16 protein-coding genes and 1 pseudogene are annotated in these 20,739 nt (G+C 68.2%); 5 read left to right on the top strand and 12 right to left on the bottom strand.

Annotation, left to right across the window (positions count from 1 at the left end):
• Window positions 1-27: 27 nt before the first annotated feature.
• Complete coding sequence (locus tag AC07NI_RS15880) at window positions 28-1,047, top strand: threonine aldolase family protein (RefSeq protein WP_494620803.1); 1,020 nt, start codon at window positions 28-30, stop codon at window positions 1,045-1,047.
• Window positions 1,048-1,067: 20 nt separating this feature from the next.
• Here the strand turns inward: AC07NI_RS15880 and AC07NI_RS15875 are convergent.
• From AC07NI_RS15875 to AC07NI_RS15855, 5 genes and pseudogenes are all read right to left on the bottom strand, one after another.
• A pseudogene (locus AC07NI_RS15875) lies at window positions 1,068-1,187 on the bottom strand (hypothetical protein); the annotation flags it as partial.
• A complete protein-coding gene (locus AC07NI_RS15870; protein WP_494620801.1) occupies window positions 1,181-3,379 on the bottom strand; it encodes a putative bifunctional diguanylate cyclase/phosphodiesterase in 2,199 nt (732 codons plus the stop codon). The pseudogene AC07NI_RS15875 and the gene AC07NI_RS15870, both read right to left, overlap by 7 nt.
• Before the next feature lie 153 nt (window positions 3,380-3,532).
• Window positions 3,533-4,168 (bottom strand): carboxymuconolactone decarboxylase family protein, encoded by a 636-nt coding sequence (locus tag AC07NI_RS15865; RefSeq protein ID WP_494620799.1) that lies wholly within the window; start codon window positions 4,166-4,168, stop codon window positions 3,533-3,535.
• Complete coding sequence (locus AC07NI_RS15860; RefSeq protein WP_494620797.1) at window positions 4,168-4,692, bottom strand: VOC family protein; 525 nt, start codon at window positions 4,690-4,692, stop codon at window positions 4,168-4,170. The genes AC07NI_RS15865 and AC07NI_RS15860 overlap by 1 nt, the downstream gene beginning before the upstream one ends.
• Window positions 4,693-4,761: 69 nt before the next feature.
• Window positions 4,762-5,121 carry a phage holin family protein gene (locus tag AC07NI_RS15855; RefSeq protein ID WP_494620795.1) on the bottom strand — a complete coding sequence of 120 codons (360 nt, stop codon included), beginning with the start codon at window positions 5,119-5,121 and terminating at the stop codon, window positions 4,762-4,764.
• A 210-nt stretch (window positions 5,122-5,331) separates the two neighbouring features.
• On the opposite strand from AC07NI_RS15855, the gene rpoH reads away from it, so the two are divergent.
• The 3 genes from rpoH to AC07NI_RS15840 all read left to right on the top strand — a co-directional run bounded on the left by rpoH (window position 5,332) and on the right by AC07NI_RS15840 (window position 7,511).
• The gene (gene rpoH, locus AC07NI_RS15850; protein ID WP_494622240.1) at window positions 5,332-6,228 is read left to right on the top strand and encodes an RNA polymerase sigma factor RpoH; all 897 of its coding nucleotides are present in this window, start codon (window positions 5,332-5,334) and stop codon (window positions 6,226-6,228) included.
• A gap of 89 nt (window positions 6,229-6,317) precedes the next feature.
• On the top strand, window positions 6,318-6,779 hold the full coding sequence (locus AC07NI_RS15845) for a hypothetical protein (RefSeq protein ID WP_494620792.1): 462 nt from the start codon (window positions 6,318-6,320) through the stop codon (window positions 6,777-6,779).
• Window positions 6,780-6,794: 15 nt separating this feature from the next.
• The gene (locus AC07NI_RS15840; protein WP_494620789.1) at window positions 6,795-7,511 is read left to right on the top strand and encodes an alpha/beta fold hydrolase; all 717 of its coding nucleotides are present in this window, start codon (window positions 6,795-6,797) and stop codon (window positions 7,509-7,511) included.
• Window positions 7,512-7,575: 64 nt separating this feature from the next.
• On the opposite strand, the gene AC07NI_RS15835 is transcribed toward AC07NI_RS15840, so the two are convergent.
• From AC07NI_RS15835 to AC07NI_RS15815, 5 genes are all read right to left on the bottom strand, one after another.
• Entirely contained in the window at window positions 7,576-10,293 is a 2,718-nt protein-coding gene (locus AC07NI_RS15835; RefSeq protein ID WP_494620786.1) for a TonB-dependent receptor, read from the bottom strand.
• Between the two features lie 319 nt (window positions 10,294-10,612).
• A complete protein-coding gene (locus tag AC07NI_RS15830) occupies window positions 10,613-13,375 on the bottom strand; it encodes a TonB-dependent receptor (protein WP_494620784.1) in 2,763 nt (920 codons plus the stop codon).
• A gap of 154 nt (window positions 13,376-13,529) precedes the next feature.
• Complete coding sequence (locus AC07NI_RS15825; RefSeq protein WP_494622238.1) at window positions 13,530-14,276, bottom strand: response regulator transcription factor; 747 nt, start codon at window positions 14,274-14,276, stop codon at window positions 13,530-13,532.
• 158 nt (window positions 14,277-14,434) lie between these two features.
• A complete protein-coding gene (locus AC07NI_RS15820) occupies window positions 14,435-15,583 on the bottom strand; it encodes a hypothetical protein (protein WP_494620782.1) in 1,149 nt (382 codons plus the stop codon).
• Between the two features lie 123 nt (window positions 15,584-15,706).
• Window positions 15,707-16,561 carry an SDR family oxidoreductase gene (locus tag AC07NI_RS15815; protein ID WP_494620780.1) on the bottom strand — a complete coding sequence of 285 codons (855 nt, stop codon included), beginning with the start codon at window positions 16,559-16,561 and terminating at the stop codon, window positions 15,707-15,709.
• 107 nt (window positions 16,562-16,668) lie between these two features.
• Between AC07NI_RS15815 and AC07NI_RS15810 the strand changes: the two genes are divergently transcribed.
• Entirely contained in the window at window positions 16,669-17,535 is an 867-nt protein-coding gene (locus AC07NI_RS15810; RefSeq protein ID WP_494620778.1) for a LysR family transcriptional regulator, read from the top strand.
• Here AC07NI_RS15810 and AC07NI_RS15805 read toward each other — a convergent pair.
• Window positions 17,532-19,199 (bottom strand): ATP-binding protein, encoded by a 1,668-nt coding sequence (locus AC07NI_RS15805; protein ID WP_494620776.1) that lies wholly within the window; start codon window positions 19,197-19,199, stop codon window positions 17,532-17,534. The two genes, AC07NI_RS15810 and AC07NI_RS15805, sit on opposite strands and share 4 nt — an antisense overlap.
• Window positions 19,200-19,391: 192 nt before the next feature.
• Window positions 19,392-20,678, bottom strand: a complete 1,287-nt coding sequence (locus tag AC07NI_RS15800) for an adenylosuccinate synthase (RefSeq protein WP_454717678.1) — start codon at window positions 20,676-20,678, stop codon at window positions 19,392-19,394.
• Window positions 20,679-20,739 lie beyond the last annotated feature (61 nt).

The raw sequence follows: 20,739 nt of genomic DNA, 5'->3' as shown, positions 1-20,739 counted from the left end.
GGCCTGGTCCGCATCCAGGAGTCCCGCATGGCCCGCTACGATTTCGCGTCCGACAACGTCGCCGGCGCCATGCCCGAGGTGATGGAGGCCCTGATCGCAGCCAATGCCGGGACGGCCTCCGGCTACGGCACCGACCACATCAGCAAGGCCGCCGGCGATCGCATCCGCGCCCTGCTGGACGCCGACGCCGAGGTCAAGTTCACCGCCTCGGGCACCGCCGCCAACGCCTTCGCCCTGACCCTGCTGGCCCAGCCGCACGAGGCGGTGCTGGCCCATGAGCACGCCCACATCTGCACCGACGAGACCGGCGCGCCGGGCTTCTTCAGCCAGGGCGGCGGCCTGATCGGCCTGCCCGGCGCCTCGGGCAAGATCGAACTGGCGGCGCTGGAAACGGCCCTGGCCCGGCCCGAGGTCTCGTACAACCAGCCGGCCAACGCCCTGTCCCTGACCACCGCCACCGAATACGGCACGGTCTATTCGGAAGCGCACCTGCGGTCGCTGATCGCGCCGGTGAAGGCCAAGGGCTACGGCGTCCACCTGGACGGCGCGCGCCTGGCCAATGCTGTCGCCGCAGGCTTCGACCTGAAGAGCGTGGCGAAGATGGGCGTCGACATTCTGGTGATGGGCGGCACCAAGGCCGGCTCGACCCCGACCGAGGCCGTGGTGTTCCTCAACCCCGCCCACGCCCGCCGCCTGGACGCCCGCCTCAAGCACGCCGGCCAGCTGGTGTCGAAGGGCCGCTTCCTGGCCGCTCCGTGGCTGGGTCTGCTGGGCGAGGACGGCTCGACCGGTCCTTGGGCGGCTCGCGCGGCGCACGCCAACGCCATGGCGCAGAAGCTGGCCGCGTTGATGCCCTTCGAGATCAAGCACCCCGTCGAGGCCAACGGCATCTTCGTCGAGATGGACGAACCCACGCTCGAACGCCTGCGTGGCGAGGGCTGGTTCGTCTACCGCTTCCTGGACGGCACCGTCCGCTTCATGTGCTCGTGGGCGACGACGCCCGAGATGGTCGAAGACCTGGGCGCGGCGCTGAAGCGGGTCAAATAGACCCAACCGCAACAACCCTTGTCATCCCGGAAAGCCCGCAGGGCTTGTCCGGGACCCAGGGGCCGCCGCACTGCATTGGCCCCTGGGTCCCGGCTCTCCGCTTCGCTGCGGCCGGGATGACAAGCTTGGTTTGCTAGGAAGCTTGGCGGACCGGATCGGCTTTAGGAGCCGCCACCGCCACCTTCGTCTCCGTCGGCAGCACCGTCACCGACGCGCCCGCGAATTCCATCCGCTCCACGCCCAGCATCTTGGCGATCTCCGCCGCCGGCGCGGGTCTGCTGATGTAGTAGCCCTGGATCTCGGCGCAGCCTTGGCCGCGCAGGGCGTTGAGCTGTTCCAGGGTCTCGACGCCCTCGGCCGTGGTGACGATGCCCATGGACGAGCCGAGGTCCAGCACGGCCTTGATGATGGCCATGGCGTCGCTGTCTTCCAGGATGTCGCGGACGAAGGTCTGGTCGATCTTGATCTTGTCGAACGGGAAGCTGCGCAGATAGCTCAGCGAGCTGTAGCCCGTGCCGAAGTCGTCCATCGAGATGCGCACGCCCAGGGCTTTCAGGTCATGCAGCATCTGCATGTTGGCCTGGCTGTCCTGCAGCAGCACCGACTCGGTGATCTCCAGCTCCAGGCGCTGGGCCGGCAGGCCCGAGGCGGCCAGGGCCGAGACGACGGTGCGCACCAGGCCCCGATCGCGGAACTGGGCCGGCGACAGGTTGACGGCCAGGCGCACGTGGGCCGGCCACTTGGCGGCCTCGGCGCAGGCGGTGCGCAGCACCCACTCGCCCAGCGGGACGATCAGGCCGATCTCCTCGGCCAGCGGGATGAAGTCGGCGGGCGAGACCATGCCCCGGTCGGGGTGGCGCCAGCGCAGCAGGGCCTCGCAGCCCGTGACGCGCTCGTCGCCCAGATTGTAGAGCGGCTGGTAGAACAGCTCGAACTCGCCGGCTTGCAGGGCGCGGCGCAGGTCCAGCTCCAGGGCGCGGCGGGCCTGCAGCTGTTCGTCCATGGCGCGTTCGAAGAAGTGGAAGGCGCCGCGGCCGTCGGCCTTGGCGCGGTAGAGGGCCATGTCGGCCTTCTTCAGCAGTTCGTCGGCGTCCTCGCCGTCCGAGGGCGCGGCGGCGACGCCGACGCTGGCGCCGATCACCACCTGATGACCCTGGAGGTCGAACGGGGCGCTCATGGCCTCGACGATGCGGCTGGCCAGGCGGGTGGCGCCGGTCATGTCCTTGAGGCCGGTCTGGACCACGGCGAACTCGTCGCCGCCCAGGCGGGCCACGGTGTCGCCTTCGCGCACGCAGCCACGCAAACGCTCGGCGGCCACGCGCAGCAGGGCGTCGCCCAGCGGGTGGCCCAGGGTGTCATTGACGGTCTTGAAGCGGTCCAGGTCGATGAAGTGCACGGCCAGATGGTCGCCCGTGCGGACGCGGCGGGCCAGGGCCTCGGACAGGTGCTTCTGGAACAGCACGCGGTTGGGCAGCTCGGTCAGCGGATCATAGTGCGCCAGGCGGGCGATCTGGGCCTCGGCGCGCTTGCGCTCGGCGATGTCTTCCGAGACGCCCAGCAGGTATTCGGCGTGGCCCTCGGCGTTGAGCAGGGCGATCTTCTTGGTGCGGAGGATGGCCATGCCGCCGTCCTTGCGCGGCACGTGGTCTTCCTCGATCACGCGGACCTCGCCGGACTCCAGCACTTCACGGTCGCGCTCGACATAAAGGGCGGCCAGCTCGGCGTCGTGGAAGTCGGCGTCGGTCTTGCCGACCACCTCGCCGCGCGACCGGCCCAGCATCTTCTCGCCGGCGCGGTTCAGCAGCACGTAGCGATGGTCGTCGGCGCGCTTGACGAACACCATCGAGGGCATGGCCTCGACGATGGCGGTCATGAAGGTCTGAGCGCGCTCGACCTCGGCCTTGGCGGCGGCGATGTCGGCCACGCCCCGGCGGTTGGTCTCGTTGGCGGCCTGCAGCAGGCCCAGCACGGTGCCGACGCCCAGGTAGCGGCCGCCCTCGGTGACGATGAAGCCGCGCAGCAGGTCCGAGGCGCGATACGACAGGCTGTCGGTGGTGAATTCGGCCAGGGCCATGTCCGCGTCGACGACCAGCGGCTCGCGGTCCATCAGCGTCGAGATCGGACGGTTGGCATAGAGGGCGCGGCCATACTCGGCGGCCATGCGCAGGAAGAAGGCGTTGCGTTCGACGATGCCGATCGGACGGTCGTCGGCATCGACGACCGGGACGATCAGGGTATCGGGCTCCTCACGGAACCGCTCGTACAGGGCCTTGCCGAGATCGTCCTGACGCGCGGGGGTCAGGGAAGAAACGGTATCCCGCAGGGTGAACATGGTTACGCCTCCACTCAACCGAGGGAAGGACCATCTCTGCGCTAACGACGTCCTAATAGCGTCGCTTTGGGCGAGCCATTTCGCCAAAACTTCATGACGTTGTCACAGTGTTTTCGGCGATTTTTACCGTGATTACTCAGACCTTCAGGAACATTACCTACCGGTATCCAGGAAGTCTTGCCCGTCGAACCTGTCGGGCGCGGCGACCTCAACCACAGGTTCGGGGCGATCGTCGAATTCGGTGCGCAGGGCTCGGCTCATCACCGCGTGCATTTCGTACAGGCAGGTGATGTAGGTGAGCTCCAGGATCTGTTCGTCGGTGAGGAAGGCCTTCAGGCTCGCGAACACCCCGTCGGCAATGCGGCCGCCGTCCAGGACCAGGCCGTCGGCATAGGCCAGCACCGCCCGCTCGTGGGCGTCGAAGGCGTCCGAGACCTGCCAGTGCGGCACGGCGGCGATCTTCTCTTCGGAGACCTTCAGGCCTCGGAGCGACTTGCAGTGCTGGGAGAACACGAACTGGCTGCCGCGCGTCCAGCCGGCCCGGGTCTGGGCCAGTTCGCGCAGCACCGGGTCCAGCTTGCGGGCCGGGTCGCGATAGAGGGCGAAACCCTGGGCGGCGTGGCGCAGGACGTCGGGACTGCCGGCGAAGACCGTCCACCAGTCGCCGCGCGTGCCGGTGGCGGTGCCTGGCTCCGCGACGGGATCGCGATCGCCGAACAGCAGGTCGTAGAGCTTCAGCGTGCGTTCGTCGGTGACCTCGGCGCGGGGGACCTCGCGCAGGCGCGGCATCAGGCTTCGACCATGGCGGTGGCCGGCGTGTGCTTGACGTCCTCCGGCCCGAAGTCGCGGGTGAAGGCGGCCAGCTCCATCATGACGCCGTTGGGGTCGGTGAAGTAGACCGAGCGGACGAAGACCCCGGGATGCAGCTTGCGCGCTACGCCCATCTCGCTGTCGTCGTGATTGACCACCATCGGGAAGGCCGGGACGCCGGCCGCTTGCAGGCGCTCCAGGCAGGCTTCCAGGTCGGCCTCATCGACGGTGAAAGCCACGTGGTTCATCGAGCCCACGGCGGTCTTGGAGTCGGCCGGGAAGCTCTTCACCGAAGCGATTCCCGGCGCGGCCGGCGGCGTCTCGGGCCACCAGAAGAAGGCCAGGCACGATCCGCCGCCGCAGTCGAAGAAGAAGTGCTGGCCGCCGTCGGGCAAGGCCACGGTCTTCACGAGGGGCATCTGCAGCACCTCGGAATAGAACCTGACGGTCTCGGCCATGTCGCGGCAGACCAGAGCCAGGTGATTGACGCCGTTGATCTTCATCTCGGCTTCCTCCCGGGGGCGGAGGTTACGCCGATGATCGCGGGCGTCGAGCGTGCCGTTGGGTGAGCGCTAGTCCCGCTCCTTCTTCGCATCCCCCATAGCCACCTGCCCGACCCAGCTGACGATCCCCGTCACCACCGCCGCCTCGATCCCCGCCAGCAGGCCGCGAACCGCCAGGCCGTCCAGCAGCCAGGCCACCAGCCCGATCATCGCCGCGTTCACCACCAGCAGGAACAGGCCCAGCGTCAGCAGGGTCAGCGGGAAGGTCAGCACCGTGACCACGGGACGAACGATCGCGTTGACGATGCCCAGCAGGAAGCCGGCGATCAGCAGGGTGGTCCAGCCGTCGGCGGTGACGCCCGGCACGATGCGGGCGGCCAGCCACAGGCCGGCGGCGGCGATCAGGATGCGGAAGATAAAGCGGAACATGCGAGGCGACTCCCCCTTGGATTTCGAGGGAAGATTGGCCCAATCGCGCGCCCGGTCAAAGTGACGGCGCATTCGTACAATATCCAAGCGGGCAACTCGGACATTACAAATGCGTTACCGCTCTTCAAACCGCAGCTTCGCGAACTATCTAGTTCCTCGTGTGAGGGATGATCGCGCGCACTTGAGCAGCGGATCCGCACGCAAGGGGATATAAGAAGTATGGCCGTGAATTCTCTATCGGTGATGTCGCCGGACGGCGGCCTGTCGCGTTATCTCACCGAGATCCGCAAGTTCCCGATGCTGCCGAAGGACGAGGAGTTCATGCTCGCCCAACGCTGGAAAGAGCATCAGGACTCCGCCGCCGCCCACAAGATGGTCACCTCGCACCTGCGCCTCGTGGCCAAGATCGCCATGGGCTATCGCGGCTACGGCCTGCCGATCGGCGAAGTGATCTCGGAAGGCAATGTCGGCCTGATGCAGGCCGTCAAGAAGTTCGAGCCCGACAAGGGCTTCCGCCTAGCCACCTACGCCATGTGGTGGATCCGCGCCTCGATCCAGGAATACATCCTGCGCTCGTGGTCGCTGGTGAAGATGGGCACGACCGCCGCGCAGAAGAAGCTGTTCTTCAACCTGCGCAAGGCCAAGAGCCAGATCGCCGCCTTCCAGGAAGGCGACCTGCATCCTGACCAGGTCAGCGCCATCGCCACCAAGCTGGGCGTGCTGGACAGCGAAGTCATCTCGATGAACCGCCGCCTGTCGGGCCCCGACGCGTCGCTGAACGCGCCGCTGCGCACCGACGGCGAGAGCGAGTGGCAGGACTGGCTGGCCGATGACGATCAAGTCTCGCAAGAGACCGTCGTCGCCGAGAACGAGGAGAAGTCGCTGCGGATGTCGCTTCTGGAAGAAGCGATGGTCGAACTGACCGACCGCGAGCGTCACATCCTCACGGAACGCCGCCTGAAGGACGACCCGACCACCCTGGAAGAACTGGCCGCCCAATACGGCGTCAGCCGCGAGCGCGTGCGCCAGATCGAAGTCCGGGCGTTCGAGAAGCTGCAGAAGACCATGCGCGAGGCGGCCATCGCCAAGAACATGGTGGATGCGTAAGCACTAGCTCACGCGAGTGAGACGGAAAGGGGCGCTCTTCGGGGCGCCCCTTTTTCGTTACGGGCCCGATGCCGTACAGGACGCCTGCCATGACCATGATCTGCGCCCACACCGGCAAGCCGGCCGTCCAGCAGCGTACGCCCGACGACTGCATGATCTGCGCGTTGGCGATGCTGACCGGCCGCACCTACGAGGAGGTGGTCGCCGCCGCCGTCGCCCACAACCCCACGTTCCCGGTCCATGGTCCGATGAGCCATTCGATCCTGCGCAGCGTCGCCCACGGCTGGGGCTTCATGGTGCTGAGCGGCATCTACATGCTGTGGGGCAGCCCCGGCATCGTCGGCGTGCTGTCGCCCGACATCCCCGGCACGGGCCATGCGGTGTTCTGGGACGGCGAGAAGATCATCGACCCCAAGCCCGGCGGCCGTGTCGACCGCGCCTATGTCGACGCCCACGGCCTGGAGTTCACCCAGCGCGCCAGCGACCTGCTGCCGCTGGCGGACCACGAGCTGGCCATCGCCGCCGCGCGGACGACGGACGAACCGTTCTGAGTCTATAAGGCCCGGATGACCGCTCCCCTGCCCCAACTCATTCTCCTGCCCGGCCTGCTCAACGACGCCGAGCTGTGGCGCGACCAGATCAGCGGCCTCTCCGACGTCGCCCGCGTCTGGGTCCCCGACCTCGCGCCCTACGCCACCCTGCGCGAGATGGCCGACAGCGTGCTGGAGAAGGCCGAGCCGACCTTCGCCCTGGCCGGGTTCTCGATGGGCGGCTACGTGGCCCAGGAGATCGCCCGGATCGCGCCGGAGCGGATCGAGCGGCTGGCCCTGCTGGACACCTCGATCCGCGTCGACACCCCCGAACGCGCCGCCCAGCGCCGGGCGCTGAACAAGGCCGCCGCCAAGGGCGGGACGTTCCTGGGGATCGGCCAGGCGATCATGAAGTCCTATATCGACGCCTCGCGCCTGGACGACGCCGACCTGACCGGCCGCATCGTCGACATGACCCAGCGCCTGGGCCGTGATGTGTTCCTGCGCCAGAACAGCCTGGAGCGCGAGGACGGCGAGGCGGCGCTGCGGGCCCTGCGCGTGCCGCTGGTCATCATCGTCGGCGAGAACGACCAGATCACCCCCGCCCCCGGCCACCGCGAGATGGCCAAGGCGATCGGCTGCTCGCACCTGCTGGTCATTCCGCAGACGGGCCACATGACCCCGATGGAAGCGCCCGGCCCCGTCAACGGCGCCCTGCGCCACTGGCTCGCGCGCCCGGCCGGTAAACGCTGAGCCAAACAAAAACCTCCCCGGGTCGCCCCGGGGAGGTTCTGTCAGGCCTGGCGTCTATCCAGCCTTAGAAGTTGAAGCGCACCCCGCCGACATAGCGGCGGCCGAACTTCTCGTACTCGATCGGGTAGCGCGACTGGTCGCCGTAGCGGCGAGCGCCCTGGTTGGTCAGGTTGCTGGCGTCGAAGAACACTTCCAGGTGCTTGTTGACCTGGTAGCGGGCCGAGAAGTCCATCTCTTCGTCGCTATCCCAGAAGATGTCGCCGTTGTCGGTCGGATAGATCCCGCCGTTGATGACGCGATAGGCGCCGACCGACTGGCCCCACGGCGTGCGGTACTGGTAGGCCAGACGCAGGGTCAGGCCGTACTTCTCGTAGATGGCCTGGACGTTGTAGACCGCGTCCGAGGTGCCCAGCACCGAGATGCTGCGGGCCGGCACGCCGCCGGCCGCCGGCAGGGTGACCTTGGACGAGGTCCAGGTGCCCGACAGACGCGTGCCGAAGCCGCCCAGCCAATCGGGCAGGTTGTTGTTCTCGACGAAGGTCTTGGCGGTGCCGCTGAAGAACAGCTCGATGCCTTCCAGGTGACCTTCGCCGGCGTTGTCGATGCCGGTGAAGGCATAGCCCGAGCGGTCGACGCCGTTGGTGTTCAGCGAGCTGTCGCCGAACGTGCGCGAGGTCTGGACCAGCACGTCCTTCAGGTCCTTGTAGAACACGCCCGCCGACACGAAGGTCTCGTGGCCGGCGTACCATTCCAGATAGGTGTCGAGGCCGATCTGGCGCTCGGGCTTGGCGTTGGGATTGCCGCCCGAGACCGTCTGGTTGCTGTCGCTGAAGGTGAAGTTCGGACGCAGGTCGTCGAAGTCGGCGCGCGAGGCCGAGGTCGTGACGCCGACCCGCAGCTTCAGGTCTTCCTGCAGGTTCCAGTTCAGGTGAGCGCTGGGATAGAACAGCGTGTCGTCGCTCTTGGTCTGCACCAGACGCACGCCGGCCGGGGTCGCGCCCGCCGCCGGGAAGGCGACATAGGCCTGGCCCTTGTTCTCGATGTGCTCGGCGCGCACGCCGTAGACGATGTTACCCCAGTCGAAGCGGGTCGTGCCCATGACGTAGCCGGCGGTGATCGTCTCGCCCACGCGCCAGTAGTTGGCGGTCGTGTCGGTCTTGGTCGCCGTACCGGCGGTGACCAGGCCCTTCATGTAGTTGGTCGTGAAGTCCTTGTCGGTGTAGCGGAAGGTGTAGTTCAGGTTCTGGCTGCCCAGATAGCCGATGTTGGTGGCGAACTGCGCCCAGGCCGGCGCGCTGGCGCCCGAGAACGACTGGCTGAAGGCGCTCTCGCGCGACTTCTTGGTGCGGTCGGTCCACAGGCCGCCGAACTCGATCTTGGTCTCGTGACCGCCCAGCTCGGCCTCGTAGTCGAAGTCGGCCTTGGCGGTCAGGGCGTTGGTGAAGTCGCCGCCCTTGAGGTTGCCGGCGCTGGTCAGCGGGAACTGGAAGTCCTCGATGTTGGTCACCTGGGCGCCGCGGGTGCGGGCGCCGGTCACGCCGCCGGTCTGGAAGAGCTTGACCGTGTTCACGTCGCCGTTGCGGAAATCGTACTCGACGGTCGGACGCAGCAGGAAGCTGGACGGGCTCTGGAAGGCGAACGTCACCGGGGTGTCGCGGCCGTCCTGGGTGTAGGTGTAGTTCAGGCGCCACGAGGCGCTGAGCTTGTTCCAACGATGCTCGCCGCCAATCGTGTTGGTCGACATCGCTTCCTTGGTGTTGCGGTAGTCGATGCGGGCGTTGATGCGCGCGCCGTAGGTCGTGCCGAAGGTCGGGTCGGTGGCGTTGATATAGGCGTTGCTGGTGTAGCTGTTGCCCGCCGCGTCCGTGCCCTGGTCCAGGCGGAAGATGAAGTTATCGCGCAGCTCGTCGTCGTTGTAGTAGGTGTTGATCGTGCTGGCGAAGATCGAGTTGTTCTCGTCGAACTTGTAGTCCAGCCGGATCGACGCCGACATGTTCTTGCGGGTCAGGCGATAGTGCTTGTTCTCGTGCTCGCGGGCGAAGTGCTTTTTCGGGTCGACGGTGTTGGCGAGATACGGGTCGGTTTCCCAGTTGTCGGTCGCCATCTCGCGCGAATAGTACGAGCCTTGGGCCACGATGCCGAACTTGTCGCCGAAGACGTTCGAGTAGACGAGGCTGCTGTCGATCTCGTCGCCGCCGCCCAGCTTCACCCGGCCCCAGCCCAGCTTGCCGTTGATGCGCTGGCCCTTGTAGTCGAAGGCGCGGCGGGTGCGGATGTCGACATTGCCGGCGACCGTGTCGCCCGGCATCGACGGCACGACGGCCTTCTGGACGGTGATCTGGCTGGCGATGGCCGAGGGGATGTTGTCGAAGCGGCTGGCGCGGCCTTCGGGGCTGACGACGCTGAGGCCGTCGAACGACAGGGTCGTCCAGTAGACCGGCGCGCCGCGCAGGTTGACGTAGCGGGCCTGGCCCTGGTCGCGCTCGACGGCGACGCCCGGCAGGCGGCCGATGGCGAAGGCGATGTTCTGGTCCGGCAGGGCGCCGACGGCGTCGGCCGACAGCACGCTGACCAGCGAGTCCGAGTTCCGCTGGATCTCCAGCGCCACGGCCTGGCTCTCGGCCATCGGACGGCGGCCGGTGATCACGATGTCGGTGACGATCGTGTCGTCTTCGCCAGCCTTGGCCGGTTCATCGGCGTAAGCCGCGCCGGCGACGGTCGCCAGCATGAGCGAAAGAAGGCTGACGCGGCGCAGCAGCGCCGCCTGGGTGCGAATGGTCATGAATATCCCCCTGTGCGTCGCGGCTGTCGCGCGACTGTCGAGCAGTGGGGGGAGCCCTTAACGGCGGGGCGTATCCTTTCGACGACGAAATAATGACGCCTCAATGACGACATATTTTGACACGTTCCCGCCTTAGTTCGACACACAAGAAAGGCGGCGCCCTTTCGGACGCCGCCTCTTGGTGGTCGTAGATGCTCCCCCGCGATGCGGGGGAGCTGTCACGAAGTGACGGAGGGGGCTAGCTGGAGATCGGCCGCATTAGCCCCCTCCGGCCCTCCGGGCCACCTCCCCCGCATCGCGGGGGAGGATCCATCAGCCCCTAGAAGCTCAGCTGGACGCCCGTGCGGAACGTGCGGCCATAGCGCTCGTTCTCGCCCAGGTGATGCGGCTGGCCGACGAAGGTGCGCCACGGCTCGTCGTTCAGGTTCGAGCCTTCCAGGAACACCGTGGCGCTGCGAGCCTTGTCGCCGAAGGCGTAGGCGATGCGGGCGTCGACCTGGCCGTGCTTGTCCCAATAGACGTCCGAGCTGGCGTCCGCGCCCAGGGTGTAGAGGAACTTGCTGCGGTAGGAGTAGGCCACGCGGGCCGTCAGGCCGTGCTTTTCATAGAACAGCTGGGCGGTGCCCACGGCCTTGGACTGCTGGACCAGCGGCAGGGACTCCTGGCGGCCCGGAACGCCCTTGATCGACGAGTCGATGAGCGCCAGGTTCGCGCCGATGCCGAAGCCGTCCAGCGCGCCGGGCAGGAAGCTCAGCTGCGACTGGACGTTCAGCTCCAGGCCGGCGACATAGGCCTTGGTGGCGTTCAGCGGCAGCGAGACCGCCGCGCCGGTGACGGCGACGCCGCCATAGGTCCCGTTCTGGTTCAGTAGGGTGCGGGTGAAGATCGGGTCCTGGATGTCCTTGACGAACAGCGAGGCCGACACGACGCCCTGGCCCGGCAGGTAGTATTCGAAACCGGCGTCGACATTGGTCGAGGTCAGCGGCTTCAGGTCCGGATTGCCGGTGGTCACGGTGTTGGCCGTGGCGTCGACCGTGATGGCCGGGGCCAACTGGACATAGTCCGGACGGCCGATCGCCGTGGTCGCGGCGGCGCGCAGGACCAGGCGGTCATTGACGTCCATCTTGGCGTTCAGGCTCGGGAACCAGTTGGTGTACTTGTTGCCGCCCGTGGCGTCGGGACCGCGCAGCGAGGTGGCGTTGTTGAACGTCTTGGCGGTGTAGTCGCCGTCGGTGTGCTCGACGCGCACGCCCGGGACCAGGGTGACGCGGCCAAGCTTCAGCGTGGCCATGGCATAGCCCGCCGAGATCTTTTCCGAGACGCTGTAGTCGCTGAGCAGGTCGGTGCTGAGCGACTTGGCGGCGTTCAGCTTCAGGGTCGTCGGGTTGGCGGTGACATAGGCCTGGGCCGCCGTGTAGTCGACCTTCGGACCGAACGCGTAGCGGCCGTCATAGGTCGAGGCCAGCGACTGCGGGTTCAGGGCGGCCAGGGTGAAGGCCAACGAACCTGGGTCATAGGTCGTGTACGCGCGGTCGTTGGTCTTGTCGCGGTCGGTGAACTTGGCGCCGAACTTCAGCGACGAGCCCTCGCCCACGCCGTCCAGCGGCAGCGTGTAGTCGGCGCGGGCCTGCTTCAGGGTCTCGACGGCCTCGCGGCGATCGTAGTTGACGCTCTTGAACACGTACTGGCTGGGATCGAAGGCGCTGGCGCCTGGGGTCACCTGGAACAGCACGTCCGAGGTGTCATAGGTCCCGGTCAGGGTCTTGCCGGTGGCGAACTGGAACTCGCTGCGCAGCGGGTCGGTCTTCTCGGCGCGGCTATAGGCGGCGTCGATGGAGAGCTTGCCGGTCCCGACATTGAACTTGCCGCCGGTCGAGACGGTCTTGGTGTTGTCGTTCTCGTCGCGGCGGCGGACGTAACGCGTGCCCGTGGCCTTGGTGAACGCGCCCGAGGTCGCGTTGGCCGGCGTGATCGTGCCGGCGATCGGCAGGCGGAAGCGGTCGCGGGTCTCGTGGTCGGTGAACTTCGAGTACTGGGTGCGCAGATAGAGCTGCACGTCGTCGTTCGGACGCCAGTCGAAGTTGCCCACCACGCCGGTGCGCTCGCGGGTCAGGTTGTAGTCGCGCTGGTCGAAGTCGGCCGGGATGTCGAAGCCGCCGGCCGTGGTCCACGAGGCGCCGGCCACGTTCTGCGACTCGACCGGACGCTTGGAGTAGTTGGCCGAGATCACCGCGCCGAACGCCTTGTCCGCGCCGAACGTGCCGCCCAGGGTCAGGTCGCCCTCGTAGGGGTTCTTGTCGTTCAGGTCGAACTGGCCATAGGCGGCGCGGGCGCTGCCGAACGCGCCGTGGCGATCGAAGGCCGACAGGGTGACGATGTCGACCTGACCGGCGATGGCGGCGGCGTCGAGGTCGGGCGTCAGGCTCTTGATCACGGTCACCGCGCCGATCAGCGACGAGGGGATGTCGTCCAGCTTGACCTGGCGGTTGTCGGGCTCGGGGGCCGCGGCCGTCTGGCCGTTGACCGTGACGTTGGCGTAGCGCGGATCGACACCGCGGATGATGACATAACGGCCTTCGCCCTGGTCGTTGGCGACGGTGACGCCCGGCAGGCGGTGCACGGCCTCGGCCACGTTCTGGTCGGGCAGCTTGCCCACGTCGTTGGCGTAGAGCGCCTCGACGAAGTTGTTGGCGACCTTCTTGGTCTGCAGGGCGCGGCGCTCGGCGGCGCGCTGGCCGGTGACGACGATCTCGGCGACGGCGTCCGGCGGGGTCAGGGTGACCTCGACCTCGGCGGTCGTGGCGTCGGACAGGGCCACCGGCGTGGTCGAGGCGCCATAGCCGACATAGTTCACCCGCACCTCGGCGGCGCCGGCCGGCAGGCCGGTCAGCGAGAAGCGGCCGTCCGGCCCGGCGGTGGCGCTGCGGCTGCCCACGGACACCGAGGCGCCCGGTAGCGGCAGGCCGCCGGCGTCGACGACGCGGCCGCTGATGTCGGCCGCCAGGGCCGGACCGGCGACGGCCATGGTGACGAGCGCCATGGCGCTCACGCGGCGCAGGAGCGCCGTCTTGCGGATGTTCATGAGAGACCCCCGAACTCTACGCCGCGCCCATGCGCGGTCTGGTTCAGGGTCGGCTGGTAGTCCCGACGCATGGCGCGCGGGCGACGGTCTTACGACGTTACGGTATAGCTTTCAGGGCGAAATTGCGGCCAAGATTGCAGCGCCGAAACATGGATCAGGCGGCGCGGCCGGTGTCCTCGCCGCTCATGAAGCCCATCAGGGCGTCGATGCGCTTGACCAGTTCCTGGCGTCCGGCCGAGCCCGACATGTCGGCGGCCATGCAGGTTTCCAGCGCCGCGGCGGCCTGGACCAGACGGCTGTCCTTGACGAACTCGCCGACCCGGCGGAGCTCCACGGCCTGGGCCATGAGGGCGCGGCGGGCCTGGGCCGGATCGGTGTCCAGGGCGGTGGCGGCGGATTTGACGATGCGCAGGGCCTGGCTCAGGCGCGCGGCGGGCGTGCCGGTGGCGTCGGCCTTGCGCTTGCGCGGCCCCTTGTAGTCGGCCGAGTTGAAGCGGCGGCGGTCGGGGCCGACATAGGCCACGGCCTCGATCCAGTCGCGCGGCTTCAGGGTCACCGCCTCCAGGCGGCGCTCCAGGTCCTTCAGGTTGAAGGGCTTGCGCATGAATTCGTGCACGCCGGCGTCACGCGCGCCGAAGATGGCCTCGGCGGTGGCTTCGGCGGTGCACATGATCACCGGGGCCTCGCGGCACATCAGGTCGCTGCGGCGGATCTTGCGGCAGAAGGCCAAGCCGTCGACGCCGGCCTGGTTGTGCTCGACGAAGATCAGCTGGGGGTCGGTGGCGCGGGCCATGGCGTAGCCCTTCTCCGCCGACGGCGCGGCGAAGATCTGCACCCCGCCCAGCGGGCGCAGGTGTTCGGCCAGCAGACGGGCCGTCGCCGGGTTAGGGTCGACGACCATCACTCGCTGCACCTTGGCGGCGACACGCTGGATTGTGCGGACGTTCCCGTCGAACACGGAAGCGAAGCTCCTCGAAACTAGACCCTCATTCCTAGGCCCAGATTGTAAAAATCCGCTTATGATCGCGGGCGATCAAGCGCGTCAGTTTGTCGTGGTGTCTACAGGGCCACAGGCACGGACAGCCCGGCCTCGAAATCCTGCAGGATGTCGATGGCTTCCTCCACATCGACCGTCAGCGGCTCGCCCAGCGGGAAGCGGTAACGCCAGTAGCTGGAGATGTGCGAGATCACCCCGACCCGCTCGCCCAGCGACAGGAACATCTCGGGCGCGCGCAGCAGGAAGTCGCGGAAGGCCGTCGGGCGGCCGTTGTCGATCAGGTCCTCGAACGCGTCGTCATAGACCTTCAGCGTGCGCATGATCGCCGAGCGCTCGACCAGCACCCCGCCCTGCAGGCGGCGGCGGGAGTCGTCGATATAGCGGCCGGTCTCGGCGTCGCGATTGCCGGTCACCACCAGGCGGCCGATCTCCTGGCCCACGGTGGTCAGCTGCGGCCACAGCTTGGTCAGCATCCACTTGTAATAGAGGAAGCCCTTCCAGCTGAAGACGCCTTCCTTGAAGCTGTCGCCTTCCATGACCAGGGTCTTGCGCAGTGGCTCCAGGCGCTCGTCGACATCGGTCGACAGCAGGGCCTCGACCAGACGCGCGGTATAGGCCCGCCCAGCCCCGCCCGCCCCGCGATAGGCCAGCTCGATCAGCCGGGCGATCTCCATGGTCACGAAGCCCTGCATGTTTTCCAGGTCGGCGTGCGACAGGGCGAAATAGCAGTTGGCGACCAGCACGCCGTTGCGGCGCAGGTGCTCGCGCAGCAGGAACGGATCCAGCGACGGCAGCATGTCGATCAGCCGCAGGGTCGCCAGATCCCGGCTCATGTCGCCCGAGGCGTTGCAGGCCTCGACCACCAGGTCGGCCCAGCCGCGCTGGCCGATGAACACCGACTGGCCGCCCAGGCCCAGGTCGCGGCGGTCGAACGGGATGATGATCTTGGTGGCGGTCGGCTGCGCCTCGTCGAACAGGTAGATGTCGTCGTTGCGCAGGCGGTGCTTGAGCAGGATGGCGGTGTTCAGCACGCGATTGCGGAACATCGGCGCCTGAGCGTATTCCGGGCGGTGCTGGCTCTCGGCCTCGACGGCGATCAGGTTCAGCACGCGGCTGGTCGAGGCCGTGCGCTCCAGGGCGCGCAGGCTGCGCATCATCCGATCGGCCTTGTGGACCGGCTTCAGCTTGCGGCGACGCGCGAGTGCGGACACGAAAACCCCTTGTGTAGACAAGTCGTCATACAGCCAGGGTGGCTAACAAACGCTAACCAGAACGGTGTTCGGCCAAGGCCGCAACCGGAAGTGGGTTTGATCCCCACTTCCGTGCCCGGAGCATCAGGCGGCCGCGAACGCGCGATAGCTGCGCAGCGGGCGACCCAGGATCGCGGTCAGGCGCGCGACGTCGCCGGCCTCCGGGACCATGCCGTCGCTGACGAAGCGTTCGGCCATCAGGCGCATCTCGTAGGCCATCCACTTGGGCATGAACGCCGCTGCGTTCTGCTCGAAGCCGCTGGGATCGTCACCGCCGTAGATCACGGTGCGGCCCAGCACGTCCGACCAGATCGCCGCCACGCTCTCGCCCGTCAGCGTGTCGGGGCCGACCAGGTTGAGGGTCTCCACCGGCAGCTTGTCCGGCGCCTGGTCGCGGCGGATCAGCTCGATGGCGGCGATCTCGGCGATGTCGCGCGCGTCGATCATGGCCACGCCCCTGGCGCCGATCGGCATCGGATAGACGCCGTGGTCCAGGACCACGTCCTTGATCGTCAGGTCGTTGTCGATGAAGTAGGCCGGGCGCAGGATCGTGGCGGAGAAGCCCATCTGCTGGATCATCCGCTCGGCGCCGAACTTCACGGCGAAGTGCGGCACGTCCACGAAGCGATCGGCATGCAGCACCGACAGGTAGACGACCCGATCGACGCCGCACGCGCGGGCGATGTTCAGGGTGATCAGCGCCTGGGTGAATTCGTCGCCTGCCACGGCGTTCAGCAGGAACAGGGTGCGCACGCCCTTGAAGGCGGCGCGCAGGGCGTCGAGGTCGAGCAGGTCGCCCTTGGCGATCTCGACCCCGTTCGGGAAGTCGGCCTTGGCGGGGTCGCGGACCAGGACGCGCACCTTGGCGCCGCGATCGATCAGTTGCTGGACGACGTGGCGGCCGACACGGCCGGTAGCGCCGGTGACGAGGATGGTCATGGGAAGATCTCCGGGGTTGGAGTGGTTGGGACACCCGGAAAATGATCGATCCACACACGGCCCAATAGCCGCTATATCTGGACACCTCGTCTCACTGGTGGAACACCATGGACCTGCTGGCCCTCGCCGACTTCAACCTGGTCGCCCGCCATGGCGGCTTCGGCCGCGCCGCCCGCGAGGCCGGCCGGCCCAAGGCCACCCTGTCGCGGCGGGTGGCCGAGCTGGAGGCCAGTCTCGATCTTCGCCTGTTCGAGCGCGGGCGGACCCTGAAGCTCACCGAGGAAGGTCGCGCGCTCTACGCCCGCACCGGCGCGCTGCTGGCCGAACTGGACGAGGCCGCGGCGGCCATCGCCTCCGGCGGCGGCACGCCACGCGGCCGCCTGCGGATCAGCGCGCCGCTGCTGTTCTCCCAGACCGCCATGGGCCGCCTCGCCGCCGAGTTCGCCCGCGCCTACCCTGAGGTGCGGCTGGAAGTGACCACCGACGATCGCCCGGTGGACATGATCGAGGAAGGCTACGACCTGGTGATCCGGGTGAACCCGAACCCCGACGCGGGCCTCATCGGCCGCATCTTCCTGCGCGACCGGCTGGTGGTTGTAGCCCGTCCGGACCTGGCGCGGCCTCGGGACGGTTCACCGGTCCGGGCGGTGGTGCGCGGCGCCGGGGGCGACGCCGAGACCTGGAACGGCATAGCCGTCGAGCCTGTCCTGCGGTTGTCGTCTCTGATGATGGTCCGCGACGCGGTCCGGGCCGGCGTCGGCGTCGCGCGCCTGCCGATCTCGCTGGTGAGCCACGACCTGGACGCCGGTCGGCTGGTGTCCTGGGGCGAGGTCGCCGGACCAGAGATCACGCTGTGGGCGCTGTACCCGTCACGGCGGCTGCTCAGCGCCCGGGTGTCGGCGTTCCTGGAGCACCTGAAGGCGGCCTTCCCCACCGGCGCGCCGGACGAGCTGGCCCGCTATATCGACGGCTAGCTGGCCGCCTTCAGCGCCACCGAACGCGCGGCCGGACGGCTCAGCGCCGCGACGGTGGCCAGCAGGCCGGCGGGCTGGATCGGCTTGGGATGGGCGTCGTCGAAGCCTTGGGCCAGCAGGCGCTCGGCGTCGCCGACCATGGCGTCGGCGGTCAGGGCCACGACCGGCAGGTCTACCCGGCCGCCCTCGCCCGAGCGGATGCGGCGCACGGCCTCGACGCCGTCCATCACCGGCATGTGGACGTCCATCAGCACGACGTCGAAGTCCTCGACCCGCAGGCGAGCAAGAGCCGTGTGGCCGTCGGCCTCGGTGGCGACGCAGACGCCGACCGCTTCCAGGATCGCGCGGGCCACCATCTGGTTGACCGCGTTGTCGTCGACCACCAGCACCCGCACGCCCGCCAGGTCCAGCGCCACGTCGGACCCGACGATGTCGTCCAGGGCGATCGCGGCCGGCAGGGCCAGACGCACGGCGAAGCTGGAGCCTTCGCCCAGCGTGCTGACGACCCCGATCTCGCCGCCCATCATCTGGGCCAGCTGTCGGCAGATGGCCAGGCCCAGGCCCGTGCCGCCGAAGCGGCGGGCCGTCGAGCGGTCGCCCTGGGCGAAGGGCGTGAACAGCCGGCCGATCTGCTCGTCGCTCATGCCCAGGCCCGTGTCGGCGACGGTCAGCACGATGCCGTCCTCGACGGGGCCGACGCGAACGACAACATGGCCGGTCTCGGTGAACTTCAGGGCGTTGGAGACCAGGTTCATCAGCACCTGGCGCACCCGGGCCGCATCGCCCGACAGCCAGGCCGGGGTCTCGGGATCGACCTCCAGCGTCAGGTCCAGGCCCTTGAGCCGCGCGGTCTCGCTCCAGACCAGGCGGATCTGGGCGGCCAGCTTGCGGATGTCGAACGGCGCGACCTCCAGCTCCAGCTTACCGGCCTCGATCTTCGACAGGTCCAGCACGTCGTTGAGGATGGTCATCAGGCCGTGGCCCGACTGCTCGATCATCTCCAGATATTCGGACTGGCGCTTGTCCAGGTTGGTGCCGCGCAGGGCGTGGGCCAGGCCCAGCACCCCGTTCATCGGCGTGCGCAGCTCGTGGCTCATCATCGCCAGGAAGGCCGACTTGGCGCGGCTGGCCTCCAGGGCCTCGGCCTCGGCCTTCTCCAGCGCCTTGGCCGAGCCGCGCATCAGGCGCACGGCGTCGATCGCGTAGCCCAGCAGGCCGGCCATGGTCACCAGCACCACGGCCTTGTCCCAGACGCTGAAGCGCGGCGCCAGCACCGCCACCAGGGTCAGGGAGATGAAGGGGCCCGGCAGGATGGCCAGCATCGCCGTCCAGCTGACGGTGGCGTATTTCAGCCCTTCGACCACCAGGCCGAACAGCATGATGACGGCCGCGAACTTCATCGACATCGGGCCGTGCACGGCGCTCCAGCCGGCCATGACCGACCAGGCGATCGTGAAGCACGTCGCCGGGCCGATGCGTAGCAGGAGGTTGGTGCGGCCGTGCTCGCGCGGCTTGAAGGTGAATTGCAGATAGACCAGCCACCCCTCGAGCAGGAGGTTGACGGCGGCCCAGATCGACGCGGGACCCGCGCCGAAGTGGAAGGCCAGCAGGCTGCCGACCAGCGTCGTGACGGTCAGGCGGGCGACGCGGCTGCGTCGGCTCATCACTAACGACGAGCCCTCCAGTCCGTCGTCAAGGAAGTCCCGCAGCCCCACGCCGCAATCCCTTCGCAGTGATTCTCGCGGTGGAGCTTCGCGGAACAAGGTTCACAAGCATTTACCGTGCGACCGGTTGTCGCACCTTTTTTAGGCGCCGCATCCCCGCCGTGGGTTGCGGCGCCTAAAGGGTCTCCGCGCTTAGCCCTGGAAGGGGTCGCGCATCAGGATGGTGTCGTCGCGCTCGGGGCTGGTCGACAGCAGGGCGACGGGTGCGCCGATCAGCTCCTCGACGCGGCGCACATACTTGATGGCGTTGGCGTTGAGGTCCTTGAACGAGCGGGCGCCGGCGGTGCTTTCGGTCCAGCCGGCGATCTCTTCGTACACCGGCGTGGCGGCGGCCTGGTCGCGCAGACCGGCCGGCAGGTAGTCGACGACCTTGTCGCCGATCTTGTAGCCGACGCAGATCTTCAGGGTCTCCAGGCCGTCCAGCACGTCCAGCTTGGTCAGGGCCACGCCGTGGATGCCGTTGATGGCCACCGACTGGCGCACCAGCACCGAGTCGAACCAGCCGCAGCGGCGGGCGCGGCCGGTGTTGACCCCAACCTCGCGGCCGACGGTCGACAGGTGCTTGCCGACGTCGTCGAACAGCTCGGCCGGGAACGGGCCTTCGCCCACGCGGGTGGTGTAGGCCTTGACGATGCCCAGCACGAAGCCGGTCGCCGACGGGCCCATGCCCGAGCCGGCCGAGGCCTGGCCGGCGGCGGTGTTGGACGAGGTCACGAACGGATAGGTGCCGTGGTCGACGTCCAGCAGCGAGCCTTGCGCGCCTTCGAACAGGATGCGCTTGCCGGCCTTATGGGCCTGGTCCAGCACCCGCCACGCCGGCTGGGCGTAGGGCAGGATGCGCGGGGCCAGCTCCATCAGGGCGTCGAACAGCTCTTGTGCGCTGGCTTCCGGCAGGTTCAGGCCGCGACGCAGGGCGCCGTGGTGGCTGAGCAGGCGCTCGATCTTCGGCTTCAGGGCTTCGGGATCGGCGAGGTCGGCGACGCGGATGGCGCGGCGGCCGACCTTGTCCTCATAGGCCGGGCCGATGCCGCGGCCGGTGGTGCCGATCTTCTGGGTCGAGGCCGCCTCGCGGGCCTGATCCAGGTCGCGGTGCAGCGGCAGGATCAGGCAGGCGTTGTCGGCCAGGATCAGCAGCTCGGGGGTGATGTTGACGCCCTGGTCGGCGATCTTGTCGATCTCGCCCAGCAGGTGCCACGGGTCGACGACGACGCCGTTGCCGATCACCGACAGCTTGCCTTGCACGACGCCCGAGGGCAGCAGGGCCAGCTTGTAGACCTTGCCGTCCACCACCAGCGTGTGGCCGGCGTTGTGGCCGCCCTGGAAGCGCACGACGACATCGGCTCGGTTGCTGAGCCAGTCGACGATCTTGCCCTTGCCTTCATCGCCCCACTGGGCGCCGACGACGGTCACATTGGCCATGGTAGAGATATGCCTTGTCACCTGCCCGGTGACGTCCAGCGGCCCTTCGACAGGACTCGGC

The organism is Caulobacter sp. GW821-FHT10E02, assembly GCF_059415225.1.
The sequence above is the reverse complement of the archived record's forward strand: the minus strand, read 5'-3'. Positions and strand labels throughout refer to the sequence as shown.